Consider the following 26,142-nt stretch of genomic DNA (forward strand, 5'->3'; position numbering starts at 1 on the left):
CAAATCGAAGCATCCGGGAGAATGAAACAAACGTGAATAAAAACAAGGATGTGGCCATAGAGGAGCAGCCGGGCGCGCTGATGGCCGATGTCGCGCGGCTCGCCGGTGTCGCGATCTCAACGGTCAGCCGCGCGCTCGCCAATCCAGGACGGGTCAACGAGAAGACGCGCGCCAAGATCAACGCGGCGGCCAAGCAGCTCGGCTATACTCCCAATGCGATGGCGCGCGGTCTCAGGGTCGGCAAATCCAACATCATCATGATCATCCTGCCCGGATCGCTCTATTATGGCGTCTCACAGATCATTCCGCAGGTCCTGCAGAGCATCAACAAGTCGCTGATCCAGGGCGGCTACAACCTGATGATCGCCAACCTCGATCGCGACGAGATTTCCGAGCGGCACATTCTCGACCTCGCCTTCGGCGGCAGCGTGCGCGGAGCCATTATCCTGTCGTCGAAGCTTCCGGAGGTCGATGGGCGCTCGCTGGCAAGTTCCGGCCTGCCGATCGTTTCGATGCTGCTCGACATGAGCGATGCGGGACTGCAGAGCGTCGTGACGAACGACCGCGAGGCTGTGCGCGACGTCACCGCCGAACTGATCCGGCTTGGCCATCGCCGGTTCTTCTACCTTGCAGGACCTGAAGGCAATTATCATGACGTCGAGCGCTATGGCGGCGTGCTCGAGGCGCTTGCGGCAGCCGGCCTATCGAAGGAGGCCGTGCGTCGCTCGGGCGGTCGTCTCGATTATCAGCATGGTTTCGACATCGGCGTGCAGGCGGCAGACGATTTCGCTGGATTGGACGAGAAACCAACGGCAGTCATCGCCACCAGCGATGACATGGCCATCTCGTTTGTCAGTTGCGTCAAGCGAGCAGGCTTGAGCATTCCCGATGATCTGTCCGTCGTCTCCTTCGACGGTTCGCCCGTCTGCGAATTCTCCTCGCCACCGCTCTCGACGATCGAGCAGCCGGTGGAAGAGATGGGCCGCGCCGCAGTGGATCTCCTGCTCGACGCCCTTGGCCAGAGCCAGAACCCTGCTTCTGTGCCCACCGTCATCCGCAGCAGGCTTATCCTGCGGGAAAGTATTGCCCCTCCGAAGAGTTGACGATGGGGAACCGGTTCGCGCATCCCGTACAGAAACGCCAGGCCCTCATTCGGAGGGTGCCACCCTGAAGCGCCGTGTGCAACTTCTCGCTGCCGTAATCCGCGACCTCGAGGCTCTCCGGGAGTTCTTACGGGCGAGACGGCGATTTTAGTTGTCAGTCATACGATCGTCCGGCAACATTACTGGCTAGCTTCTCGAATTGAATAGTATTGCCACCAGCACGTTGGGGAGACGGGCATGTGTGCAGAGCTTGTCGAGCGTCGATTGACGGCTATTCTGGCTGCCGATGTGGTGGGGTACAGCCGTCTCCTGGAGGCAAACGAAGAGGAGACGCTCAATGCCCTTCGGCAGCATCGCCGCGAGCTCTTCGAACCAGCTGTCACGACCCACGACGGGCGTATAATCAAGGTGATGGGCGACGGTTTCCTGGTCGAGTTCGGCAGCGTGCTCAGTGCTGCACGATGCGCAGTCGATATCCAGCGCGGCATGCTGGAGCGCAACATGGGGATTCCAGCCGACAGGCACTTTGCGTTTCGAATAGGCTTGAATTTGGGCGACATCGTCTTCGATGCGGATGACTTTCATGGGGACGGCATTAATGTGGCGGTCCGGCTACAAGCCCTTGCAGCTCCGGGCGGTATTGCCTGTTCGGCGGCTGTGCGCCACGAAGTCGGAAACAAACTCGGGCTCGATTTCGCAGACCAGGGCGAAAAGACCGTCAAGAACATCTCCCGTCCTGTGCATGTCTATTTTGCCGATTGGGGCAATGTCGCCTCCGGTGAAGGGGTGCCGCTTGCGGCAAACGGCCACACGCAGGCACCCGTCAACAAACCATCCGTGGCAATCCTGCCATTTGCCAACATCAGCGACGATCCCGCCCAGGAGTTTTTCAGCGACGGCATTACCGAGGACATCATCACTGATCTGTCGAATGTTTCAGGCCTGTTTGTCCTGAGCCGCTACACTGTCTTCACATGGAAAGGCCGGAGCGAGAACCTGCAGCGCATCGCCAGGGAACTCGGGGTTGCCTATGTCGTAGAGGGCAGCGTCCGCAAGGCCGGCAACCACGTGAGGATCAATGCCGAATTGATCGACGCAGCCAGCGACGGCCACGTCTGGGCCGCGCGTTACGATCGCGACCTCACCGATATCTTCGAAGTGCAGGACGAGATCACGAAGGCAATTGTCGAGCAACTCAAGGTCAAGCTGCTCCCTGAGGAAAAGGAGGCAATCGAGCTGGCGCCGACAGAGAGCGTCGAAGCTTATACGCACTTCCTCAGGGGGCGCGAATACTACCATATTGCCTCGCGCTCGAACCATCTGATGGCCAGGCAGAGCTTCGCCCGAGCCATCGAACTGGATCCGAATTATGCGCGCGCCTATGCCGGTATCGCGGTTTGCGATGCGCGTCTGCGATCTCAGTTCGGCGCCGAGATTTCGGTGGAGGACATTCTCGCGAATACGACGATGGCGCTCGTTATCGATCCCAATCTGGCGGAGGCCCATGCGGCCAAGGGATTTGCGTTGGCGGTGGCCGGCAATCGCACCGAGGCAGTTTCTGCGTTCGAACAGGCTTTGTCGCTCGACGCCAATTGCCACGAGGCAAATCGGTACTATGCCGAATTTTGCGTCACCGAAGGTCATTTCGAACTCGCGGCTACGCACTTTCAGCGTGCGATGGAAATCAAGCCTGCCGATTATGGCGCGCCGATCATGCTTGTGAACGTCCTTCGTTCGCTCGGGCAAACAGACAAGGCCAGAAGCTATGCTCGGATCGCGTTGAAAAAGGCGGAGGAAGAACTGCGGCGACATCCGGAGAATGCCAATGTTGCCTGCCTGGGAGCGACGGCGCTGGCCTTTCTCGGTGTCCGCGATCAGGCTCTGGAGTGGTTGGCCCGCTCTTTGGCGACGGATCCCGACGATATCAACATTCAGTACAATGCCGCTTGCACTTATGCACTGCTTGGCGAGATTGAGCGAGCGATAGACTTGCTCGAGGTCTGGATGCCTCAGGTCGGCATCGAGATGCGGCTATGGTTCAAGAACGATTCCGACCTCGATCCCATTCGCAGTCACCCACGCTATTTAAGCTTGGTTGAGCTGTCAGAATAACGCCCCGTAGATTTTGGCAGGTTAGTTCTAATTCTATTTTATTACTTGCTAAACTTCTTGCAAGCGCCGATCGTCAACTTAAACTGGCAATCATAAAAGTCTTTTGAGGGGGAGCGGATGGGCACCCGGTTCAGGCTTTTTGTACAGCCTCCATTTGAAGATGCTCGGTCTCGTCCCGAGATCGTCGAAGTTTCGTCTCCGTTGGGTAGCGCGACAGCCGGCCCGGCCGACGATCGCATGTTCGTTGTGGAGCCGGTCGGCAAGACCGGTCCTTACGGTGTGAACCGCGGGCCGCTCGGAACGCCGTACATCTATCTGCCGCCCTGGACCGGGAAAATCCTCGAGCCCGCCACCCCCGACGCGTGCGGCAATTTCGACTATCTCCGACCTTCGATGGCTGGCTTCGAAGCCGCGCATGTTTTTGGATGCGTGCGATTCACGCTGGATGTGTGGGAGCGCTATCTCGGCCAGCCGCTCACCTGGCATTTTCGTGATCATTATGACCGCCTGGAAATCTCGATCCTGCCGCAATGGGACAACGCCCAGTACGGTTATGGTTTCCTCGAAGTCGGGAGCCAGTTCGAGAGCGACGGGCGCATCCTTCCCTTCAGCCTGGATTTCGACGTCATCGCGCATGAGGTGGGGCACGCGATCATCTTCAGCGTTTTGGGCGTGCCGCGTCCGGGAGCCGAGTATCCTGAATATCTTGGCTTCCAGGAGGCCTTCTCCGACTGCGTGTCGCTGATCGCGGCCATGCATTTTCCGTCCGTGATCGACAATGTTCTCGAAGAGACGCGCGGTAACCTCTACCGCGCAAACCGCCTATCACGCTTTTCGGAATTTTCGCCGCATCGCCAGATACGGTCGGCAAATAACAAACGGACGATGGCCGAGTTCGCGCGTGGTTGGAAAGACGAGCATGAGCTCTCGCAACCGCTCACCGGTGCGATATTCGACATCCTCGTCGACATCTTTCATGAGAGCCTAGTGGCGCGCGGCTTGATCTCCCATGCGGTTGAAGATCTCGCCGATATTGCGGAGTTCGATCCGGCCGCCGAGGCGCCGGTGCAGCATACTTTCGACCGCGCTTTCGCGCAGAACGCTGATGGCTTTGTCGAGGCACTGCTCGACGCACGCGATATCGTCGGGACGTATCTGGCGGAAACCTTGTGGGCTCTCGCTCCCGATTTTCTCGACTACGGCGACGTAGCGAGAACGATGCTTGCAATTGATCAGGACGAAAGCGGCGGTCAGTTCGCACGGATCATCAACAGAAACTTCAGACGGCGGGCGATTGGTGAGATGCACGCGGGCCTGCACCTCAAAGGCGGCGAGCATGACAGTCATGTCCACTCTGCTCGGACGTTACTGCCGATAGACTATCTCGGGCTTCCGAAGATGAGCTATCGCGAGAAAATTTTGCTGTCGAGATCAGGCATCGGTCAATAATCAGTAGATGGAGGCAGACGTGGCTGACGAAGAAACCTTACTCGGAGTATCAGCGGTATATCTGTTTGGGCGTGAACTCAGTGATCTGATTGTTAGAGGCAGCGTTTACGGGTCTCTCAAGATACCTAAAACAGGGAAGAACAATTTTCTGAGGCGCCAGCTTGGTTCGGGCGAGGCCACTCTCGCGCGAATCTATGCCTTCTCTTTCGAGGGAGTTTTCGTTGAACTGGGGCGGCCAGCAATCTTCATTGTCCACGGCTCCGGCGCGGATCCCGACGGTCCCCCTCCGAGCTCCCTCAGGTACGACAGCTTGTCTCGCTCCCCTGGTTCAAGTGCTCGAACGGGCCTCGGTTCCCAAATTGGAGCTCTCGCTAGGGAGATGAGGGTCTGGATCTATGACAAGGCCGATCTCTCGATGAGACTCGATGCCGAGACGGGAACCTTTGAGCAAATCCTGCTCTCGGCCGAGGTTTCAGCCGATCCCAGAGGAATGGCGAGTGGCGGAATGTCCCGATCGGGCGGCGCCCTGTCCCGCTCCGGCGGCGTGATGTCAAGATCAGGCGGATTCATACCGCGCAGATCGGGCGACAACGATTAATCTATAGTTGGGGACAGACCAGGGAGGCTAACATGTCCGACGACAAGTCTGAAGTAGAGGTTAAAATCGACAATTTAGACCCGGATCCTGTAGAGGCTCCGTTATTTGCCAATAAGAGTTTTAAACTCGTAGGTCATGGCTTCGGCAAAAAAGAGCTCGATGTATATATATCAACCGACAAAAATGGCGGTAATAAAATTTCAAAAATCAAAGTATCTATTGATGACCATGCTACGATTGCGGATGACTTTTTGATGGTGGTTGCCAAGCCCGAGCTTGGCGCTCCGATGGAGACGGTCTTGTGGGTTGCCGTAGAATTGAACGGTAAGTTTCAAGACGCCAAAGAAGGATTCAAAGTCGTCTGATTTTCGAGCGATCACCTCGACGCTGGTTGGCGGTCTGCGACTTCGCCAGCCACCGCCTTAATGCGCAGTCTGTCTGTCAGTCGCGCCATCCGATGAGACTGAACCGAGCAAGAAACGAGTGCTCGCCGGTTCGAATCTCCCATCAAGAGCGGGCATCGCCGAACGACCTGTTCTCATTGGAGGATTCCGGCGGGGCCGGCGACAGGTCCCCGCCGGGCCGATTGCACTCCATCAAAACTTCGTCTGACCCCATCAACCCATACGTCGTGCTACGAAAATCACGACACCGGGCGATCTGAAACTTCAGCTATGCGCGGTGGAATTTTGAAATTCCGAGCACGCACATGGACCTCTCGAAGATCAAGACGCTGATCGACTTTGTCGGACGATCGAACATTACCGAGCTGACCGTGACGGAAAAGGCCGTGACGGTTCGGATTTTCCGCACGTCGCCGGGAGAGGCAGACGCTGCTGAGCCCCCGCAAAAGCCGGAATCGGCGATAAGCCTCGTCTCCGATACGCCTCCGAGTGTCGAGAAAACCTCCCATGCGGTGAAGGCGCCCGTCTTCGGCGTTCTGCACCGGGCGCCGACGCCCGGCGAGCCGCCGTTCGTCGCGATCGGCGACGCGGTGGAGGAGGGGCAGACCCTTTTCATCATCGAAGCGATGAAGGTCTTCAACACGATCGCCGCGCCGCGGTCCGGGCGCATCACGCACCTGACCGATATCGACAATGGCGAGGTTGAGACCGGCGATCTGCTGGCGGAGATCGCCTGATGCCGGAAACATCTGAACAATCCGCCGCTTCAGGCCGCCGTTTCGATACCGTCCTCATCGCCAATCGCGGCGAGATCGCTGTCCGGATTCAACGCGCCTGCCGCGAACTCGGCCTGAAGACGGTCGCCATCTGCTCCGAGGCGGACAGGCAAGCGCCCTACGGCAAGACTGCCGACAGTTTTCTCTGCATCGGCCCGTCGACTGCGGGCAAGAGCTATCTCAATCAGGATGCCATTCTGCTCGCGGCACGTCTGACCGGCGCTGGCGCCATCCATCCGGGTTATGGCTTTCTGTCGGAAAACGCCGCCTTCGCCGACGCCGTCGAAAGGGCCGGGCTGGTCTTCATCGGCCCGACGGCGTCATCGATCGCGACCATGGGCGACAAGATCGCGGCAAAGCGAGCAATGATGGCCGCCGGCGTCCCCTGTGTTCCGGGTCCCGATACCGCGCTGCCCGACGACCCGGCCTCGATCGAGCGCATTGCGCTGGAGATCGGCTATCCCGTCATCGTCAAGGCGTCAGGCGGCGGCGGTGGACGCGGCATGCGCGTCGTGGTGAAGGCCGACCAGCTGCATGAGGCAATCGCGCTGACCCGCGAGGAGGCGCGCAAGGCCTTCGGCTCGCCGTCGCTCTACATCGAGAAATTCTTAGAGCATCCGCGCCACATCGAGATCCAGGTCATCTGCGACGATCACGGCAATGCGGTGTGGCTGGGTCACCGGGATTGCTCGATGCAGCGCCGCCACCAGAAAGTGGTTGAGGAAGCGCCGGCGCCCGGCATCGCGCCCGAGATCATCCAGCCGGTCGGCAGGGCTTGTGTCCAGGCCTGCCTTCAGATCGGCTACCGCGGCGTCGGCACCTTCGAATTCCTCTATGAGGATGGCGCCTTCTATTTCATCGAGATGAACACGCGGCTTCAGGTCGAGCATCCCGTCACCGAGCTGACCAGCGGGGTCGATATCGTCCAGGCGCAGATAAAGGTGGCCCAGGGTGACGTTCTGGATCTCGCCCAGAGCAATGTCACCTGCGAGGGCCACTCTTTCGAATGCCGCATCAACGCCGAGGATCCCGACACCTTCCTGCCGTCGGCAGGTGTCGTCACGCATCTGGCTTTGCCGCAGGGATCAGGCATCCGCGTCGATACGCATATTCATTCCGGCTACAGGGTCTCGCCCTATTACGACTCGCTGATCGCCAAGCTGATCGTCCACGCACCGACGCGGGCGAAAGCGATGGCCAGAATGTGCGAGGCGCTTGCCGGCATCGAGATCGAGGGCATCGCCACCAATATCCCCTTCCTGCGCGCCCTGTTCGAGGATCACGCATTCGCGCGCGGTGAGACCGATATCCACTATCTCGAGCAATGGCTGAAGCTGAGGAGGACGGCGGCATGAGCACCATCGATTTCAGCGATCCCGCAACCATCGCATTCCTCGCCGACGCGCTGACGGCCGCCGGCGTGGAGGGCCTCGAAATCTCCCGGCCGGACGGGCAGATTCGCATCGTCATTTCAGGGGAGGGCGGCGCCCGGATCGGCGTACAAGAAGCTACACCCCGCGCTCCAGGCCACGCACCTGTCATCGTGAAGGCGCCGATCGCAGGACATTTCTGCGCCGAACATCCGGCCGCCGCCGTCCTGCCCCAAACTTTGCCGCGCTCCGTATCCGATGCGGATATCCTCGGCTTCATCAAGATAGGGCATGTGCTGCTTCCCCTTCGCGCCGGCTATTCCGGTGTTTTGTCCAAAGAGCTCGCTGAGTCCGGCGCATTGGTCGGCTTCGGCGATCCTCTGTTCGAAATCGAGCTGCCATCATGATCGTCACGACAACCCGACATGCATCCAGACATGCAGCGCAGCGCGAAATCGTTCCGGCCACCCAAAGCCGGGCACGGGTTTCCTCGATCGGGGCCAGATCCTTCCTGCTCGAGGCGCCAGGCGAGTTCGACCTCATCGCGCAGCGGCGGATCTGGGCCCTGTCCCAGACGGTGAAGGGTTGGACGGATCTTGCCGAAAACATTCCCGGGATGACCAACCTGCTGGTGATCTTCAAGGAGACGCCCGAAGACCCCGATGCAGTGGTCACCCGGCTGCTGGAGGCATGGGAGAATGCGCAGAGCATCGATCTCGATGGCAACACTATCGAGATCCCCGTCACTTACGGCGGCGAACATGCGACGGATCTTCCCGCCCTTTGCGATCTCTCCGGCTTGAGCGACCACGAAGTCGTCCGCATCCATCATGAAGCGACCTACCGTGTCTTCGCCCTGGGCAGCGCGCCCGGTTTCGGCTATCTGCATGGCCTCGATCCGCGCATCTATATGCCGCGAAAGACCGTGCCGTCGCTGAAGATGCCGAAGGGCTGCGTGACCATCGGCGGCATGCAGACCGGCGTCGCCATGCTGACCGGTCCTAATGGCTGGAATTCCATCGGCTTCGCATCACTGCAGATGTTCGACCCAACCTCGCCGACCCCCGCCATGATGGCGCCGGGAGATACGGTGCGGTTCCTGCCGGCAAGGATCGAACTATGATCGAGATCTTGGAAACCGGCCCGTTCAACACGGCGCAGGATCTCGGGCGTTCCGGCTATCGCGACATCGGCGTATCGGCGAGCGGCGCCATGGACCCGCTTGCGGTCAGGATCGGCAATATTCTTGCCGGCAATGATGAGAATGCGGCCGTGATCGAGGTGCAGACCTTCCCGTTCAGCCTGTGTTTCGAGCGTCGCACCGTCTTTGTCGTGACCGGGGCCGACGGCGGTCCGCATCTCGATGGATCGGAACTGCTTCCATGGTGCGCCTATACGGCAGAGCCCGGACAGGTCCTTGAATTGAAGCAGCCCCCGAGGCTCGCGCGCTCCTATATTTCGGTCGGAGGAGGGCTGGATATCCCAGTCGTCATGGGGTCGCGGAGCACGTCGCTGCGCGGCGGTTTCGGCGGCAATGCCGGCCGGCCTCTGACGAAGGGCGATCGGATCGCGGTCGGCGAGGATGCGGAGATCGCCATGCTGCCCGCCTCGGGTCTCGCCGTCGTCGAGCCCGCGGTGGCGCTACGTGAAGTCTTTCCGGCTCCTATCGACGGCGCCTTGCCAATCCGTGCTCTGCCTGCCGGCGAGCACGATCTTTTCGCCGGCGACGGCGAAGCCTTCTGGAGCCAGACCTGGAGGATTTCCTCCCGCAGCGACCGGACGGGCTACCGCCTGTCCGGCGAGCCGATCACGCCGACCGCATCCATCGAAATGCGCTCCCATGGCGTCGTGCCCGGCGTGATCCAGGTTCCGCCGGGCGGCGAACCGATCGTACAGATGAGCGATGCCAACACCGCCGGCGGATATCCGAAGATTGCCGGCGTGATCGAGTGCGATCTGTGGCGGCTCGGGCAGGCCCGCATCGGCGCCCGCCTGAAGTTCGTCCGGTCAACGCATGCGGAAGCGCGCGCCGTCGAACAGGCCGTCGCCCGCTATGTCGACGATGTCAGGCAAACATCGGGGATGGTCAAGCGCGCCCTGAAGGCGATGGCTTAAGGGAGGCGAAAGGAGGAACTGATGAAGATCGATCTGAATTCCGACATGGGCGAAGGATTTGGTCCTTACCGGCTGTGCGATGACGAAGCGATGATGAAAATCGTCTCCTCGGCCAACATCGCCTGCGGCTTCCACGGCGGCGACCCCGAGACGATGGGGCGCATGGTGCGGCTTGCGAAACTGAACGGTGTCGGCATCGGCGCCCATCCCGGCCTGCCCGATCGGCTGGGCTTCGGCCGACGCGAAATACCGTTCCAGGCAGACGAGCTTCGCCAGCAGATGCTCTATCAGCTCGGCGCACTGATGGCGATCGCCAGAAGCGAGCGGGTCGCTGTCTCCCATATCAGCTTCCATGCGGCCATGGGCAATATGGTCAACCGCGATCCTGTCCTCGCCGACCTGATGATGGACTCGATTGCCACCGTCGACGCCAATCTCGTCGTCTTCGTCACATCGGGCAGCGGAATTGAGCAGGCGGCGAAACGCGCGCGCCTGAAGACATTGGCGCTATTCCTTGCCGACCGGGCCTATGACGCCGGCGGCAGGCTGGTTGCGCGCGGGCTTCCCGGCGCCGTGATCAAGGATGAAGCTGCGGTGCGCGCCCGCGTCCGAAAATTCCTGCTCGACGGTAGCGTCGAGACGATCGACGGCGCCGTGATCGCCATGCCGGCGCGCTCCATTCTCGTCCACAGCGACACGCCGGGCGCGCTTGAGCTTGCCGGCATCGTGCGCGGCGAGATCGAGGCCACGGGCGCGACGCTCGCTCCGGCCACCGAACTCGCCGACTGACGCAATCCCGATCGCCTGCCGGCGGTCTTTCTTCCAAAGTCTCATCGAAGGACCATCGTGATGTCCGCCATATCGGATCGCCTGAAAAACGTCTCCATATCCGCATCCGCCGCCATGACACAGCGCGCCCGGGAATTGGCCGCCAAGGGGATCAAGGTCGTCAGCCTCTCATCCGGCGAGCCGGATTTCCCCACTCCGGCACACGCGATCGAGGCAGCCCATGCGGCGGCGCTTGCCGGCGATACGAAATATCCGCCGATGGACGGGACGCCGGCCCTCAAGTCAGCCATCATCAGGAAGTTCAAGCGCGACAACAATCTCGACTACGATGCCAGCCAGATCGTCGTCTCGGCCGGCGGCAAGCAGGTGATCTTCAATGCCATGCTGGCAACCTGCAATCCGGGTGACGAGGTGGTCATTCCCACACCCTCCTGGGTCAGCTATGCCGACATCGTCAAATTCGCCGGCGGCGTCCCGGTCGCGGTCCCCTGCTACGAGCAGACCGGCTTCAAACTGCGTCCGGAGGATCTGGAAGCGGCAATCACGCCGCGCACCAAATGGCTCTTCCTGAATTTCCCGAATAATCCCACAGGAGCAGCCTGCACCCGGGCGGAGATGGCGGCCATCGCCGAGGTCATGCTGCGCCATCCCGATGTCTGGATCATGACCGATGATATCTACGAACACCTGGTCTATGACGACTTCCAGTTCTGCACGATCGCGGAGGTCGAGCCCGGACTGTACGATCGCGTCCTGACGATGAACGGCGTCTCCAAGGCTTACGCGATGACCGGCTGGCGGCTCGGCTTTTGCGCCGGACCGAAAGACCTGATCTCCGCCATCAGCAACGTCAACGGCCAGAATGGCGGCGGCATCGCGACATTGACGCAGGCGGCTGCGACCGCAGCGCTCGACGGGCCTCAGGATCTGCTGAAGGAGCGTGCGGCGATCTACAAGGAAAGACGCGACTTCGTGCTCGCCAAATTGTCGGAAGTGGAAGGGCTGCGCTGCCATCGGCCCGAAGGCGCCTTCTACATCTATCCCAACATTTCAGGGCTGATCGGCAAGACCAGCAAAGGCGGTCGAAAGATCGGGACTGACGTCGATTTCGTTATGGGGCTGGTGGAAGAGCATCATGTCGCAACCGTGCAAGGCGCCGCTTACGGAATGAGCCCCTTCTTCCGCATTTCCTACGCCACGAGCATGGAGAAACTGGATGAAGGCTGCGCGCGCATAGCCCAGTTCTGCAAGGACATGCGCTGACCGGCAATTGCGTCTCAGGCTTTCAGCCGCGCCGTCAACTCCAGAAGGATGTCTCGGACGGCAAGGGCCGGTTCCGACAAGGGATTCTGGTCGGAAACGCAAAGCGAAAGGGTTTCCTCGATCCGGGGCGAGACGAGCCGGCAAATCAGCGGCTCGCTCGATTCAGAGACGATGCGGTCGGCGATGGCTTTCGGCATGATCGTCGCGCCGAGACCGCCGTCCACCGCGCGGGCGAGCGTGCGGACGATTTCGACTTCCGCCACGACTTTCAAATTGGTGCGCGTGCGGGTGAAGGCGGTATCGACCGCGCGGCGGACGAAATTATAGACCGGGGGCAGGAGCAGCGGTATTCCGTCGAGAGTGTTGACCGGAACCGGTTTCGCATCCGCTTCAATGGCAAAGTCGCGATGGGCGACCAGGAAAAACTCTTCGCTGAGGATCGGTTCGAACCGCACGCCCTTGATCGGTCCGGTTCCGTGGAGAAGCGCCATCTCCAGCCGCCCGTTCATGATCATCTGGCTATAGGTCTGACCGACACTTTCGGTCAGATGCAGGAGAATTCCGGGATGCCGTTTCCGGGTCTCCGCCAGCAGGTCGACCGAGAGCGTCGCCGCACTGCTGAACGGCACGAGGCCGACGGAGACGCGTCCGGCAAGCGAATTTCCGGCCGCCGATGCATCGGCCTGCGCCTGCTCCATCTGCCGAAGGATAATCTGCGCATGGCGATACACCGCGTGTCCCGCATCGGTCATGCTGACGCCCTGCTGGCTGCGGATCAGCAGCTTGTGGCCGAAATGCTCTTCCAGCGCCGCAAGCTGCTGACTGAGAGCCGGCTGGGCGATATGCAAAAGATCCGCCGCTCGCGTGATGCTGCCGCTGTCGACGATCACGATGAAAGATTTGAGGCGTCTGATGTCCATGGGGATCGGGGTACCGTGCTGATCTGCGGATGGCATGTTGCAGACGCGCGTCGCTTTTGCAACGCGACGCGGCCTGAGGCAAGGCCGCGAGAGAATGCCGGCATCGCCGCTTTCTCTTCTTCGGCAGACCGCACCGGCTCCATAACCGTTGCTTATTGCTCCAGAGATAATCGGTCTTAGGCAAGGGGTTGAAGCTTCGCTACTCTCTCTTTCAACAACAAGGGAACGACAATGCCATTCTCCGACTACAAGACCGCACTGGTGACCGGCGCATCCTCCGGTATCGGCGCAGCCGTGGTTGAGCGGCTTCGCCGAGAGAACATCGAAGTCCATGCCGTTGCCCGCAGTGCCGAAGCACTGAAACAGTTGGCGACACGCACAGGCTGCGTCGCCCACACCATCGATGTGACCGACCGTGAGGCGATCGCCGAGCTCGCGCGTCGGGTGGAATTCGACATCCTCGTCAACAATGCCGGCGTCGACCGGCCGAAGAAGTTTCTGGAAGCCGACGAAAGCGATATCGATCTCATCGTCGACGTCAATCTGCGAGCCGTCCTGCACATCTGCCGCCTGGTCGTGCCGGGCATGGTGGCGCGGGACCGCGGCCACGTCATCAACATCTCGTCGATCGCCGGCGCCTATAATTTCGGCGGCAATTCCTCCTATCACGCCACCAAGGCAGGGGTGAGCATGCTGTCCAACCAGCTGCGCATCGACGCTTTCGGCAAGCGGGTACGGGTCACGGAAATCTGCCCCGGCCGCGTCGCCACGGATATTTTCAATCACGTCCACGGCGATGATCCGAGCATTCGGGAAAAGTTCATCGACGGTTTCGAACTGCCGCAGGCGGGCGATATCGCCGACGCGATCGCCTTCGCCATATCGGCCCCCGTCGCCGTCAACATCGGACATATGGAGATCACGCCGACGCTGCAGGTCATGGGTGGCCTGCAGACCGCAAGGCCGCAGCTAAAGACAGATCCCTCCGGGGAGCCAACTCCGTGAGCGGTTTCGACCTTTCGGCAATCCTCGGAAATCCGGAATATGTCGCCATGCTGCTGCATGGCATCGAGATGACCTTCATCATCTTTGCCGGATCCTGGTCGCTAGCGATGGCGCTGGCAGTTCTGCTGCTCAGTTTGCGTCTGTCGCCCTTTCGCTTCGGCGATCCGATAGTTGCCGCTTACGTATCCTACCACCGCAACGTCCCCACCCTGGTCCAGCTGATGCTGTGGTATTTCGGGATCTTCACCCTGATGCCGAGCGGGCTGGGAGAATGGCTGGCCATCCATAATGCCGAGGCCATCTTCGCGGTGATCGGGCTTGGGCTTTGCCAGGCGGCCTATTTCAGCGAAGATCTTCGTTCGGGCGTGCGCTCGGTCGGTCCCGGCCAAATGGAGGCGGCTCGGGCGCTGGGCCACGGTTATGTCTCGGCGATGCGTTTCGTCATCATGCCGCAGGGCGTGCGCAACGCGCTGCCGCCGCTCGTCAATCATAGTGTCTCGCTGTTCAAGAACAGCAGTCTCGCCGTCATCATCGGGGCGTCGGAACTGACGCATGCGGTCAAGGAAATCGAGAACCTCAGCTTCCGGACCTTCGAAATCTACCTGATCGGCACCGTTCTCTACCTCTTCTTCTCGCTCGTGATCATGAGCATCGGCGCCTATCTGTCGATGCGCGCGGATCCTGCCAGGAGCGCGCGCGCATGATCCACGATATGATCGCCATTGTCCGAGACTATTGGCTGCTGCTCTTGATCGGCCAATATCCGAACGGACCGCTCGGCGGGCTCGCCAATACGCTGATCCTGTCGGCGCTGAGCATCGCTCTCGCCTTTCCGGTCAGCATCGTATTTGCAATGGCGCGGCTCTCTCAGTCGCCGCTGCTGCGCTGGCCAGTCACTGCCCTTGTTTATTTCACCAGGGGCGTGCCGCTGCTGATGCTCATCCTGTGGAGCTATTTCCTGGTTCCGCTGCTGACCGGCGCCGACGTGCCAAGCTTCGTCACCATGCTGACGACACTCGTGGTCTACCAGAGCGCGTTCCTGAGCGAGGTCGTCCGTGCGGGCATCGTCGCGCTCGGACCGGGCCAGATGGATGCGGCGCGTGCGCTTGGCCACGGTCATATCGGCGCGATGCGCTACATCATCCTGCCGCAGGCGCTCTACAACATGATCCCGAGCATCCTCTCCACCTTCGTGTCGACGATCAAGGACACGACGCTCGGCTACGTGATCAACGTGCCGGACCTGACCTTTGCGGCAAGCCAGGTCAACAATCAGCTGCTGACGCAGCCTTTCCAGGTCTTCCTCATCCTGGCGATCGTCTACTTCGCCATCTGCTGGACGCTGACCTACTTCGCAAATCGCCTCGAGCGGCGCATCACGCGGCGGCGTGCGGGACTTCTCAACGTCCCCGCCGCCCTGGTCACGCCGTCGAAAATCGTATCGGAGCAGCTATGACCATGTCCGTTTCAACGCAGGAATCGCAGACGATCCGGCTTTCGCAGGTCTGCAAGAGCTACGGCGACTATCCGGTCCTGAAGGACATCGATGCGCAGGTTGCGCGCGGCGAGGTCGTGGTCATCTGCGGACCGTCCGGTTCGGGAAAATCCACGCTGATCCGCACGATCAATCGCCTTGAGGAGATCAATAGCGGATCGATCACGCTCGACGGGCAAAACATTCACGCCTCGATGCGGGCGAGAGAACTCAATACGATGCGCAGCCGGATCGGTTTCGTATTCCAGAATTTCAACCTGTTTCCGCATCTTTCGGTCGCCGAAAACGTATCGATGTCGCCGATCCGGGTGAAAGGCGTGGCAGCCGCTGCCGCGCACGAAAAGGCCCTTAAGCTGCTCGATCGGGTCGGCCTCGCCGACAAGGCCCGGTCCTATCCCGGTCAACTGTCGGGCGGCCAGCAGCAGCGGGTGGCGATCGCCCGCGCCCTTGCCATGGAACCGCCGGTGATGCTGTTCGACGAGCCGACGAGTGCGCTCGATCCCGAAATGGTCGGCGAGGTGCTCGCCGTCATGAAGAGCCTGGCGTCCGAAGGCATGACCATGCTCTGCGTCACCCACGAAATGGGTTTCGCGCGCGACGTCGCCGATCGGATCTGGTTCATCGATGCGGGCCAGATCATCGAAACGGCGACTCCCGAGGACTTCTTCAACAATCCGACCCATCCCCGGGCTCAGCGTTTCCTCGCTGATCTCAGGCATTGAGACCAACGACCAAAAACAAAGGAGAACAGCAATGAACTGGAAATACCTGAGCCTCACCGTCGCATTTGCCGGCATGGCGGCCGCCTTGCCCGCGAAAGCCGATCAGCTCGACACCATCATGTCGGCGAAGACCCTGCGCTGCGCGACTTTCGCCGACGTTCCCCCCTTCGCTTCGCCGGATCCGAAGACCCGCGAAATGGCCGGTTTCGACGTCGATCTCTGCGGCGCCATCGCCAAGGAATTGGGCGTCAAGGCTGAAATCAAGCCGGTTTCGGTCGAAGCCCGCGTGCCCGAGGTCAAGCTCGGCCGCGTCGACATCACCGTTGCAAACCTCGCCTATACGGTGAGCCGCGCCGAGCAGATCCAGTTCAGCGATCCCTATTATCTCGCAAAGGAGATGCTGATCGTGCCGGCCGACGATGCCGGCAAGAAGAAGGCCGATTATGCAGGCCAGCGCCTCGCTTCGACCAAGGGTTCGACCTCGGAAATGTCGATCAAGCTTAACAAATCCGACCCGCTGACATTCCAGGATACAGCCTCGGCCTATCTCGCCGTCCAGCAGGGCAAGGCCCGCGGCATGGTGGCCAACACCATGACGACGACCAAGTTCGTCAATGAATCGAAGAGCAAGGGCAAGGAAATGCGGATGATCGAGGAGCCGATGCTTTACCAGCCGATCGGCATCGGCATGGCCAAGGATCAGCCGGCGCTGACCGCCAAGGTCAACGAAATCCTTCACAAGCTCGACGCAGCGGGCGAGATCAACAAGATCTGGGACAAGTGGCTCGGCCCGGATACCGAATACAAGATGACCCGCACCGATAAGGTCGTGCCGCTCTCCGAGCTGAAGTTCGACCCGATCCCGTGAGGCCTCCCGGCCTCAACGTCCTCAAGTGACGATTTCCAAACGAAATCCGACGGCGGGGCATGCCCGCCGTCACCAACGATGTGAGGCATCCATGATCCATATAAAAGATATCACTGAGCGGCCTGATAAAGCCGATATAGACGCCGTTTCCAAGTTTTCGCCGGCGACGATCCACGAAGCCCAGGGACGCCGCGGCGCACTTTCCTCCCGCCTCAAGCCCGTCGACTACCGCATGAAACTGTGCGGCCCGGCCTTTACGGTGAAATGTGCGCCGCGCGACAACATCATGCTGCAGCTTGCCATCAACTACGCAAAGCCCGGCGATATCATCGTCGTATCGGCAGGGGAATACGAGGAGGCCGGATCCTTCGGCGATGTGCTCGCCAATGCCTGCCTGGCGAAGGGCATCGGCGGTCTCGTCACCGACACCGGCGTGCGCGACACGCTGCAACTGCGGGAACTCGGTTTCCCGGTCTTCTCGCTCAGCGTCTGCATCAAGGGCACGGTGAAGGAAACTATTGCGGCGGTGAACGACCCAATCATCGTCGGCGGCGAAACCATCAATCCCGGCGACATCATCGTCGGCGATGCCGACGGACTGGTGGTCGTGCGCAGGCAGGAAGCGCGGGAAGCCGCCCGGCTCTCGCAGGCCCGCGAAGACGCCGAAGCCGGCTATATCGCCGCGTACAAAGAGGGCAAGTCGGTCATCGAGGTCAGCAATCTCGACGCGGTGCTGAAAGCCAAGGGCCTTGTCGTGGATATTTGATGCACGGCGGGAGCGCCGAAGGCCTGCACCCAAAGATCAGCCTGGACACTATTATGGACACGTGTTCTATAAAGTGGACAGTTTTGGGAGCGCGCCATGCATCTTTCCATGTGGACTTACCCCTGGGATATCCATGATCAGGGGGTCGACACGATTGCCGCCGAGCTTCGCAACCGGGCCGGCCTCAATACGGTCAGCCTTGCGACCTCTTATCATGCCGGCCGCTTTCTCCAGCCGCGCAGCCCGCAACAGAAGGCCTATTTTCCCGAGGACGGGACGGTTTATTTCCGGCCGGATGAAAGCCTGTGGCAGGACAAGGTGATCCGGCCGTTGATGGCCAGGAATGTAGCCGAGCGCGGCGACATGCTGGAAGCGCTCGTCAGGGAGCGTGAGACAACCGGTCTCAAGGTCTCCTGCTGGACGGTCTGCCTCCATAATAGCCGCCTCGGCATGCTGCACCCCGACCACGCGACGCAGAACGCCTTCGGCAATCCCAACTATTACAACCTTTGCCCCTCCAGCCCGGCGGCGCGTGCCTATGCCGTCACTCTCGTGCGCGACATCACGACGAACTACCGGCCGGACATGGTGGAACTCGAAAGCCCGAACTTCATGGGTTTCGCGCATGAATACCATCACGAAAAAGATGGTGTCGGCCTGAACGCCGAAGACGATTTCCTGCTGTCGCTCTGCTTCTGCGACCATTGCACGGCGCGCGCCACCAAGGCCGGCGTACCGGTCGAAGGCGCGCGCCGATCGGTCAAGCGCTTCATCACCGAACTCTGCGAAAGGGCTGTCCCGGAGCGGCAGTTCCCGGACTTTCCGGCAGCGGGCAACGACGCCTTCCGCGACCACCCCGATCTGCATGCCTTTCTTGCCTGGCGCAGCGAACCGGTGACCAGCCTGATCGGCGAGATCAAGGCGGCAGCCGATCCGGCGACACGCATCGTGCTCATCGACCTGAAGGATGGCTGGCTCGGCGGCGTCGATCTCGCAGCCGTCGGCAGGCTCTGCGACGGGGCGATCCTCTGCTGCTACGACATGGAGCCGGATTCGATCGGCGATGTCATCCGCACCGGCCGGGCAGCCCTTGGATCGGAAAAGTTCCTCGGGGTCGGCCTGCGCGTCTTCTATCCCGAGGTCGGTGAAGCCGCTGTGCTGGCGGCCCGCTCCAAGGCGGCCGTTGATGCCGGTGCCGACGGCGTGAACTTCTACAATTACGGCCTCATCCCCGCAAAGCGTCTCGACTGGGTCAAGGCGGCCGTCGCCGCCATCACCTAAGCTGCAATGGGTTCGGCGACCTGGATTAAACAGTCGCCGGCCTGGCTGTCGCAATGCAGACGCTGGGAAATGACGATGCCGCTCTCGGCAAAGCGGAGCTCTTCCTCCGGCTGCTCCAGCCGTTCCAGATCGTGATACCATCCGGCCAGATCGCCGGCAGAAACGGTGGCTTCAAGCGTGACGGCCGGTTCGAACCAGCCTCTGCGGTTGGCATAGATGCCCTGGCTGTGCCGGGACAGCGAGAGAAGCTGCAACGGCCCCGGTTCGGCGAGGGTCGCTCGCGACAGGATCGGGTGTTTGACGATACGGAGCGTGAGGAGCAACCGGTCGATCGCTGCCGCGGTGAAGGCCATCGTCGCAGGCGTCACGGTCCCGCCACCGCCGAACTCGCCGGAAAGACCGACAGTCCCCACCCGTGCCGCAGCCCCCATCGATGTCGGCGCCGCCGGCCCGTTGTCGGCGATGAAGGCATGCGATGCTCCGATCGCCCGCATCAGCGAGACGGATCGCTCGAAGCGGGCGGCGTCGGCCTGCCGCTCGATCAGCGTGCAGGGCAGGTGCGCCATCGACGTGCCGCCCGAGTGCAGGTCGAGCATGACGTCGTGGCGCGGAAAGAGTTCGTGTTCGAGGAAATGCGCCAGCCGCGCCGTCGGCAACCCCAAGGGATCGCCGGGAAAGGCCCGGTTGAGGTTGCCGCCGTCGAAGGGCGAGCAGCGTTTGGCCGCCATCACCGCCGGCAGGTTCGCCATCGGCAGGATGGTGACGGCACCGCGGATCTGAGTAACTTCAAGCAGGCGGATCAGCCGGGAGAGCTGGAGTTCGCCCTCGTATTCGTCGCCATGATTACCGGCCATCAGCAGCAAAGACGGTCCCTCACCATTTCTGAGACGGAGGATCGGAATGCGGATCTGATAATAGGGCGAACGATCGATCGAATAGGGAATGGCGAGATGGCCAGCCTGTCGGCCCTCGCGCGAAAAGTCGATCGGATTGACGAGGCCGCTGTGCATGAAGTCTCCAGTGCGGGCGGTTGCCGTGCAATTATAGCGCCGCGACCGCGGTCATTTCGACGCGCAGATCCGGATCGGCGAGGCGCGCCTCGACGCAGGCGCGGGCCGGCGGGTTTTCCATGTCGATCCAGCTGTCATAAACGCCGTTCATCGCCTCGAAATCGGTAATCGCCGGCAGGAAGACATTGACAGCGAGGAGACGCGAGCGGTCGATACCGGCTTCCTTCAGAAGGGCGTCGATCTTGCCGAGCACGTCGCGGGTCTGCTCCTCGATATCAGCCTTGCGATTTTCCGCGACCTGACCGGCAATATAGACGAGACCGCCATAGCTGACGGCTTGGCTCATGCGCGAACCTTTCTGGTAACGCTGGATCATGCGGGTTTTCCTTTTCTTGGCTTTGCAGGGAGAATTCAGCCGAAGCTGGTCAGATAGGCCGCCGTCACCGAATGATCCGGGTCGAGGCCATACAGGATTGCATGCCGGTCAAGGCAGGTGCAGGGATGCGAGATGCCGAACTCGATGACGTCGCCGACCGCGATATCACTGCCATCGGCGAGCGTGACGAAGGCATGTTGATCGTTGAGCCGGATAACGTCGGCACTTCCCAAATCGGTAAGGCGGGCGCCATGGCGATAGAGCGCCAGCGGCCGCGGCAGGCCCTGGTCCATTGCCACGTCGCGCATGCCCATGCCGCAGATCGCAAGCTGCGGCTCCGGCCGCGACAGAACCTCGGCCCAGACGCGCAGCGCCGGACGGAAACCGGCCGCCGCCGAAACCGTCTCGCCGCCGATACGCAAACCGCCGCGCGCGTCGAGGCCGGCAAGGCCACGCTCGTAGATGCCGTGATCGTGGAAGAAGATCGCGCCGCTGCGCAGCACCAGCCGGCAGGCGGGATCGGCTGCGACGGCGGCTGAAAGCCGGGCCACCACGATGTCGAAAAACACCGAACCGCCTGATGTGACGAGAAGCGGCCGCTCCTTGCCGATGCGGGCGCGTATCTTCGGCAGGAATTCGGCGGTCAGGGCCATCAGCGCGCCGATGCGGTGCATCGTCTCGTCGGCATTGGCGGTCGCGGCCGCACCTTCATAGGCGGCGATGCCGGTGAGCCGGAAGGCCGGCGTCTCAATGGCCAGGATCGCATCGAGGATTGCCTCGGCAGCGGCGGCGCTTCGAAGACCGGCGCGGCCGGCGCCGAACTCAACCAATAGGCCGAGAGGCGGCAGATCTGCGCGCTCACGCCATGCGGAGCGAAGCGCCTCGACGAGCGTTGTCGAATCCACGAAGATATGGAATTCCGCATCCGGATAGTGGCCGAGCAGGGCAGCAAGCCGGCGAGCAGCGGCGATCCCACCGATCTCGTTGGCGAGGATCAGCCGGCGTTGTCCCGCCTTGAGCAGGACGGCTGCCTGGCGGATATCGGCAACGGTCGTGCCCCAGGCGCCTGCCGAAAGAAGCGCGTCTGCCAGCACCGTCGACATCGGGGTCTTGGCGTGCGGCGCGATGTCGGCGCCATGGCTTTTCACATAGGCCATCATCAGTTCGACATTGCCGGTGAAGGCCCGGCGGTCGAGCGAGATCAGCGGCAGGGCCATCCTGCCGTCATAGGGCTTCCACCCCTGCGTTCCGATTGCAGCAGGCGAAAGCGGAGGGTTGTCCGGCGGAAAGCCGCGAACCCGGTCGTCGATCAGCCGGTTTTCCGTCGTGGCATGAAGGTCAGACATGGCGGCCTCGCCCGATCTCGGCCGGATCGCCCAAACCGAGGCGATAGGTGTCGTTGGCGGTGGCAAAGAACAGATCGCGCTGCTCGTCGGGAGAAAGTTGCGCGGCGACCGTGCGGAAAACCTGATAGACCTCGTCGAATGAGGCGTGCAGGCCCGCGACCGGAAAGTCGCTGGCGAACATCGAACGTTCAGGGCCGAAACAATCGAAGCAGTGCTCGATCACCGGCCGCAGGCTTTCGAGCGTCCAGTCATTGTCGTAGGCGACGAGGTCGGAGATCTTTAACCGCACGTTCGGCTCTTTGCCGAGCGCTCGCAGGCCGTGACGCCAGAGCGCCATGCCGTCCTCCGATCGGTCGGCGGGGCTGCCGCCGTGGTTGAGCACGAACAGCGTTTGCGGAAAATCGCGCACCAGCTCGAGGGCCTGATCCATCTGCCAGGGGTAGAGCATCAGCTCGAAGACCAGCCCCAACTGTGAAGCGTGAGCAAGCCCCGCCCGCCAAGCGGGATCGGCCATGCGATCTGCGCGCAGAGCAAAACTCTTCGCCGGCTCCGAATGCCAACTCAGAATATCGCGGATGCCGACGACATAAGGGCTCGCCGCTTCCGCTTCGAGCAGGCGCGCGGCGTCCGGCCCGTCGAGGGGAACCCGTGCGATATAACGCTTCGCCACGCCGGAGCTGCGGTCGAGACCCTCCAGCCAGCGGCTCTCTTCCAACGGATGCGCATCGGACCAGCCAGCCTCCACATGCACGGTTGCAATGACGTTCTGACGCCCGGCATCGGCACGATAATCATCGATGCCGTAGTCGCGCAGGATCGGCGCGAGGCTCCCGAAAACCATCTCTTCGCCGGAAGCCCGCGCCTTCTGAAGCCAGGGGTGGCGCTGCAGGCTGAGGTCCCAGAGATGGTGGTGCGGATCGATCACCGGCCCGTCGTAGCGCGCCGTCATCTGCGTGCCTCACGGCCGGACACGAGCAGAAGGGCGAGGATCAGCGTGCCGAACATGATAGACCGCCAGCCGGGGGAGGCGTTGACGACGGTGATCAGCGCCGTCGTGGTGACGAGCAGGATCGCCCCCGGTATCGTGCCGGCATAGGTGCCGCGGCCGCCGAGGATGGAGGTGCCGCCGAGCACGACGGCGGCGATCGACGTCAGCAGATAGGGATCGCCGATGCCGACATAACCTTGCCGGTTCATGCCCAGCACGAGAATGCCGGCAAGCCCGGCGAAAAAGCCGGACAGAGTATGGACGATCAGCGTGTTGAGGGTGACGCTGACGCCGGAAAGCCGGGCGGCGAGCGGGTTCGCCCCGAGCGCCAGAAACCGTGCGCCGATCGGCATGCGATGAATGAGCAGCAGGACGACGACCGAGACGACGAGCCACAGCAGGATGCCCGAGGGGATGCCGAACGGCCGCGCCTGCCCGAGCAGAATGACCGCCGGATTGCTGACGGTGACGGCGCTGCCGCCGGCGACGATGACGAGCAGGCCCTGCAGGAAGGTCGCCATCGCGAGCGTCATGATGATCGGCGGCACACGAAGATAGGCGGCCCCCGCGCCGTTCATCAGGCCGATGCCGGTGGCGATGGCAAGGGCCGCCGCGATGCCGGCAAGGCCGGTTGGATCCCAGGCGGGCGAAATCAGCGGCAGCAGGATCGCCGTGACGGTGATGACAGCACCGACGGAAAGATCGATGCCGCCCATCAGGATGACGAGCGTCTGGCCGGCAGCGACGATGCCGATCACCGCGGCAAGCTCCAGCAGATAACGCAGATGGCCGTAGGCGCCGAAACCGCGAAGCGTGAAGCTTGCAACGATCCAGACGAGCGCGACCAGAAGAAAGGTCAGGAGCGGCGGATTGCGGAACGCAGACCGGATGATGTTCATCGTCTTGCCCTCCATACTCCAAGAAGTTCCGGAACGGCGACTGCGCCGACGATGATCAAGCCTTGCGCGACATATTGCGCGACGGGCGGAAAGCCCAGGAAGAACATCACGTTGATCATCACCGAGAGCAGCAGGCTGCCGCAGATCGCGCCGCGCATCGTGCCCTTGCCGCCGAGGAAACCCACGCCGCCGAGCACGGCGGCGGCGATCGAGTTCAGCGTGAAGGGCGTGCCGATGATGGGATCGCCCGAGCCGGTCTGCGCCGCAACGAAGAGACCGGTGAGAGCAGCAAGAAGGCCGGAGAGCGCGAAGGCTGCGACCTTCACCCGTTCGACCGGCACGCCGGAGCGGAATGCGCCGACCGGGTTGTCGCCGGCCGCATAGATGCCGAGGCCGAGCGGCGTTGCCAGAAAGGCTTTCCAGAGTATGAGGATGACGACGAGCAGCAGGAAGGCGACGGGCGTATGGCCGGCAAGCACCGTCGACAGCCAATCGGGAATGAATCCGCCCGGCCGCGGCAGCAGGATGAGCGCGACGCCGCCGATGATGAAGGAGCCGGCCAGCGTGACGATGATCGCCGGCAATCTCAGATGTGTCACGATGGCGCCGGTGACGGCGCCGATCAATAGGCCGGCGACGGCGACCGCGACAATGCCGCCGGGCACACCGAGCGGCCCTTCCATCGTCGTCGCGGCGATCACCGCGCCGAGACTGACCAGCGGCCCGATCGCCAGCGTGATGCCGCCATTCAGCATCAGCAGCGCCTGCGCCATGGTGACCAGCGCGAGCGGAAACCAGTTCTGCGTGAACTTCGAAAAGCCGCCGATGGAAAGGATGCCGGGAAAGAGCAGCGCATAGAGGATGAGAAAGGCAGCGACGACCAGATAGAGGCCGGCGAGGCCGCGGTTGCGGCGGAGTTGGATCGCGCCGTAGAGACGGGATGCCGAAATTGTATTCATGCCGCCTCTCCCTGCGTCGTGGTCGTCACGCCCATGGCCGCGCCGACGATCGCTCCTTCGCTGATCCGATCTTTTGACAGCGTCGCCGCGACGCGCCCCTCGCGCAGGACCACGACACGGTCGCAGAGATGCACGAGTTCCGGCGTATCGGAACTGGCCAGAATGACGAGCCGCCCCTCGGCGGCGAAGGCGCGCAGCATCAGGTAGATCTCACGTTTGGTCTCGATGTCGACGCCGCGCGTCGGATCGTTGAGGAGCAGCACAGACGGATCGAGCGGCAGCCATTTGGCGAGCGCCACCTTCTGCTGGTTGCCGCCGGAAAGCGCCTGCACCGGCCGAGCCGCATCGCCCTTGATCGTCAGCCGGCGCGCGAGATCGGCGACCAGGCCGTTTTCCGCCTTCGCGTCGCGCAGCCCCTTGCGGGCAAGCCGCCCGAGCGAGGGCAGGATGAGATTGGAGGCGATCGAATGCGGCAGCACCAGTCCCTCGTGCTTGCGGTCCGCCGGGACGTAGACGATACCAGCCGCATTCGCCGCGCCGACATGGGCGGGCAGGTGGGGATTGCCCGCTACCTCCGCCCGGGTCGCCGAGGCTGGAATCGCGCCATAGAGGCCGAGCAGCAGGTCTTCTTGACCCTGCCCGACAAGCCCGCCGATGCCGACGATCTCGCCGACGCGAGCGGAGAAACCAATGTCACGCACGATGCCGGCCGAAAAACCTTCGACGCTGATGCGCATCGCACCGGGTACCGCGGCCGGGCGCGGCGGAAACAGGTCGCCGGTTTCGCGACCAACCATCAGGCGCACCAGACCCTCGCCGTCGATGCCGGACAGCGACTGGTCGGCCGTTACGCCGCCGTCCTTCAGCACGGTGACATGCGAGCAGAGCGCCTGCACCTCGTTGAGGCGGTGGGAAATATAGAGAAGTGCCGTGCCGCGACCCTTGAGCGTCTCGATCAGCTGGGCAAGAATGCCGGCTTCATGCGCGGAGAGCGACGAGGTCGGTTCATCCAGAATAAGCACACGCGGCCTGCGGAACAGCGCCTTAGCGATCTCCACCATCTGACGGCGGCCGAGCGCGAGATCGGCAACCGGCACGTCGAGCGGTTCTGTCAGCCCGACCAGGTCGCAAACCTCTTGCACGCCGCGATGAAGCGCTCCGTAATCGATGAGACCGAACCGGCGCGGAAACGCGCCGATCCCGATGTTTTCGGCAATCGACAGGTTGGCCGTGAGGCTCAGCTCCTGTTGCACGACAGCGATGCCGGCCGCGCGCGCCGCCGCCGGGCTGAAACGCCCGACCGGCCTGCCGTCGACGAGGATGGACCCGCCGTCGGGCTGGAGGGAGCCGGACAGGAGATTGATCAGCGTCGACTTGCCGGCGCCGTTTTCACCGAGCAGGGCGTGAACCCTGCCCGGCAGAAGGGCGATGTCGACGCCCTTCAAAACGGGATTGCCGAAAAATCCCTTGAACACCTGCCGGGCTTCCAGCAGGGGCGCTTCTTCCGTCATGACGGCGTCCCCCAACC

Annotated in this window: 27 protein-coding genes; 19 read left to right on the forward strand and 8 right to left on the reverse strand. The window is 62.1% G+C overall.

All coding sequences use genetic code 11. The features are described from left to right. Positions 1-32 precede the first annotated feature (32 nt). From HJB82_RS00790 to HJB82_RS00840, 12 genes are all read left to right on the forward strand, one after another. Positions 33-1,103: a LacI family DNA-binding transcriptional regulator gene (locus tag HJB82_RS00790; RefSeq protein ID WP_221116817.1), complete on the forward strand. Its 1,071-nt coding sequence runs from the start codon at positions 33-35 to the stop codon at positions 1,101-1,103. Positions 1,104-1,340: 237 nt separating this feature from the next. Continuing rightward, positions 1,341-3,215: an adenylate/guanylate cyclase domain-containing protein gene (locus HJB82_RS00795; protein ID WP_221116816.1), complete on the forward strand. Its 1,875-nt coding sequence runs from the start codon at positions 1,341-1,343 to the stop codon at positions 3,213-3,215. A 117-nt stretch (positions 3,216-3,332) separates the two neighbouring features. After that, positions 3,333-4,664: a hypothetical protein gene (locus tag HJB82_RS00800; RefSeq protein WP_221131342.1), complete on the forward strand. Its 1,332-nt coding sequence runs from the start codon at positions 3,333-3,335 to the stop codon at positions 4,662-4,664. 7 nt (positions 4,665-4,671) lie between these two features. Further along, entirely contained in the window at positions 4,672-5,262 is a 591-nt protein-coding gene (locus HJB82_RS31450) for a hypothetical protein (protein WP_259671284.1), read from the forward strand. 32 nt (positions 5,263-5,294) lie between these two features. Then, positions 5,295-5,627, forward strand: a complete 333-nt coding sequence (locus HJB82_RS00805; RefSeq protein ID WP_221116813.1) for a hypothetical protein — start codon at positions 5,295-5,297, stop codon at positions 5,625-5,627. A gap of 344 nt (positions 5,628-5,971) precedes the next feature. Further along, positions 5,972-6,403 (forward strand): biotin/lipoyl-containing protein, encoded by a 432-nt coding sequence (locus HJB82_RS00810; RefSeq protein WP_221116812.1) that lies wholly within the window; start codon positions 5,972-5,974, stop codon positions 6,401-6,403. Then, the gene (gene accC / locus HJB82_RS00815; RefSeq protein ID WP_221116811.1) at positions 6,403-7,797 is read left to right on the forward strand and encodes an acetyl-CoA carboxylase biotin carboxylase subunit; all 1,395 of its coding nucleotides are present in this window, start codon (positions 6,403-6,405) and stop codon (positions 7,795-7,797) included. Before HJB82_RS00810 ends, accC begins: the two co-directional genes overlap by 1 nt. Next, positions 7,794-8,219, forward strand: a complete 426-nt coding sequence (locus HJB82_RS00820) for an acetyl-CoA carboxylase (protein ID WP_221116810.1) — start codon at positions 7,794-7,796, stop codon at positions 8,217-8,219. The genes accC and HJB82_RS00820 overlap by 4 nt, the downstream gene beginning before the upstream one ends. Beyond that, positions 8,216-8,935, forward strand: coding sequence for a 5-oxoprolinase subunit PxpB (pxpB, locus tag HJB82_RS00825; protein ID WP_207585030.1), 720 nt, complete (start codon positions 8,216-8,218; stop codon positions 8,933-8,935). The genes HJB82_RS00820 and pxpB overlap by 4 nt, the downstream gene beginning before the upstream one ends. Further along, a complete protein-coding gene (locus tag HJB82_RS00830; RefSeq protein WP_221116809.1) occupies positions 8,932-9,927 on the forward strand; it encodes a biotin-dependent carboxyltransferase family protein in 996 nt (331 codons plus the stop codon). The genes pxpB and HJB82_RS00830 overlap by 4 nt, the downstream gene beginning before the upstream one ends. A 21-nt stretch (positions 9,928-9,948) precedes the next feature. Then, a complete protein-coding gene (locus HJB82_RS00835; RefSeq protein ID WP_221116808.1) occupies positions 9,949-10,716 on the forward strand; it encodes a 5-oxoprolinase subunit PxpA in 768 nt (255 codons plus the stop codon). Between the two features lie 60 nt (positions 10,717-10,776). Next, positions 10,777-11,979, forward strand: a complete 1,203-nt coding sequence (locus tag HJB82_RS00840) for a pyridoxal phosphate-dependent aminotransferase (protein WP_207585027.1) — start codon at positions 10,777-10,779, stop codon at positions 11,977-11,979. Positions 11,980-11,993: 14 nt separating this feature from the next. On the opposite strand, the gene nac is transcribed toward HJB82_RS00840, so the two are convergent. Continuing rightward, positions 11,994-12,899, reverse strand: a complete 906-nt coding sequence (gene nac / locus HJB82_RS00845) for a nitrogen assimilation transcriptional regulator NAC (RefSeq protein ID WP_207585026.1) — start codon at positions 12,897-12,899, stop codon at positions 11,994-11,996. Positions 12,900-13,130: 231 nt separating this feature from the next. Here nac and HJB82_RS00850 point away from each other — a divergent pair, with 231 nt between their 5' ends. From HJB82_RS00850 to HJB82_RS00880, 7 genes are all read left to right on the forward strand, one after another. After that, a complete protein-coding gene (locus tag HJB82_RS00850) occupies positions 13,131-13,904 on the forward strand; it encodes an SDR family oxidoreductase (RefSeq protein WP_207585025.1) in 774 nt (257 codons plus the stop codon). After that, positions 13,901-14,608, forward strand: coding sequence for an amino acid ABC transporter permease (locus tag HJB82_RS00855; protein WP_207585024.1), 708 nt, complete (start codon positions 13,901-13,903; stop codon positions 14,606-14,608). The genes HJB82_RS00850 and HJB82_RS00855 overlap by 4 nt, the downstream gene beginning before the upstream one ends. Continuing rightward, entirely contained in the window at positions 14,605-15,360 is a 756-nt protein-coding gene (locus tag HJB82_RS00860; RefSeq protein WP_207585023.1) for an amino acid ABC transporter permease, read from the forward strand. Before HJB82_RS00855 ends, HJB82_RS00860 begins: the two co-directional genes overlap by 4 nt. Then, a complete protein-coding gene (locus HJB82_RS00865; RefSeq protein ID WP_207585022.1) occupies positions 15,357-16,121 on the forward strand; it encodes an amino acid ABC transporter ATP-binding protein in 765 nt (254 codons plus the stop codon). The genes HJB82_RS00860 and HJB82_RS00865 overlap by 4 nt, the downstream gene beginning before the upstream one ends. Before the next feature lie 31 nt (positions 16,122-16,152). Then, positions 16,153-16,989: an ABC transporter substrate-binding protein gene (locus HJB82_RS00870; protein WP_207585021.1), complete on the forward strand. Its 837-nt coding sequence runs from the start codon at positions 16,153-16,155 to the stop codon at positions 16,987-16,989. A 91-nt stretch (positions 16,990-17,080) separates the two neighbouring features. Further along, a complete protein-coding gene (locus HJB82_RS00875; RefSeq protein WP_207585020.1) occupies positions 17,081-17,755 on the forward strand; it encodes a 4-carboxy-4-hydroxy-2-oxoadipate aldolase/oxaloacetate decarboxylase in 675 nt (224 codons plus the stop codon). Positions 17,756-17,851: 96 nt separating this feature from the next. Further along, the gene (locus HJB82_RS00880) at positions 17,852-19,036 is read left to right on the forward strand and encodes a hypothetical protein (protein ID WP_207585019.1); all 1,185 of its coding nucleotides are present in this window, start codon (positions 17,852-17,854) and stop codon (positions 19,034-19,036) included. Here the strand turns inward: HJB82_RS00880 and HJB82_RS00885 are convergent. The 7 genes from HJB82_RS00885 to HJB82_RS00915 are packed head-to-tail and all read right to left on the reverse strand — an operon-like array spanning position 19,033 to position 26,125. Continuing rightward, on the reverse strand, positions 19,033-20,046 hold the full coding sequence (locus tag HJB82_RS00885) for a succinylglutamate desuccinylase/aspartoacylase family protein (protein ID WP_221131347.1): 1,014 nt from the start codon (positions 20,044-20,046) through the stop codon (positions 19,033-19,035). The two genes, HJB82_RS00880 and HJB82_RS00885, sit on opposite strands and share 4 nt — an antisense overlap. A 31-nt stretch (positions 20,047-20,077) precedes the next feature. Beyond that, on the reverse strand, positions 20,078-20,422 hold the full coding sequence (locus tag HJB82_RS00890) for a RidA family protein (protein ID WP_207585017.1): 345 nt from the start codon (positions 20,420-20,422) through the stop codon (positions 20,078-20,080). Between the two features lie 35 nt (positions 20,423-20,457). Next, entirely contained in the window at positions 20,458-21,768 is a 1,311-nt protein-coding gene (locus HJB82_RS00895; RefSeq protein ID WP_221139412.1) for an alanine racemase, read from the reverse strand. Next, positions 21,761-22,717 carry an amidohydrolase gene (locus HJB82_RS00900; RefSeq protein WP_207585015.1) on the reverse strand — a complete coding sequence of 319 codons (957 nt, stop codon included), beginning with the start codon at positions 22,715-22,717 and terminating at the stop codon, positions 21,761-21,763. Before HJB82_RS00900 ends, HJB82_RS00895 begins: the two co-directional genes overlap by 8 nt. Then, positions 22,714-23,655, reverse strand: coding sequence for an ABC transporter permease (locus HJB82_RS00905; RefSeq protein ID WP_207585014.1), 942 nt, complete (start codon positions 23,653-23,655; stop codon positions 22,714-22,716). Before HJB82_RS00905 ends, HJB82_RS00900 begins: the two co-directional genes overlap by 4 nt. Next, positions 23,652-24,614: an ABC transporter permease gene (locus tag HJB82_RS00910; protein ID WP_207585013.1), complete on the reverse strand. Its 963-nt coding sequence runs from the start codon at positions 24,612-24,614 to the stop codon at positions 23,652-23,654. Before HJB82_RS00910 ends, HJB82_RS00905 begins: the two co-directional genes overlap by 4 nt. Beyond that, positions 24,611-26,125 (reverse strand): sugar ABC transporter ATP-binding protein, encoded by a 1,515-nt coding sequence (locus HJB82_RS00915; RefSeq protein ID WP_221131349.1) that lies wholly within the window; start codon positions 26,123-26,125, stop codon positions 24,611-24,613. Before HJB82_RS00915 ends, HJB82_RS00910 begins: the two co-directional genes overlap by 4 nt. Between the last annotated feature and the right edge of the window lie 17 nt (positions 26,126-26,142).

The organism is Rhizobium sp. NZLR10, from assembly GCF_019685125.1.
Lineage (GTDB): Bacteria > Pseudomonadota > Alphaproteobacteria > Rhizobiales > Rhizobiaceae > Rhizobium.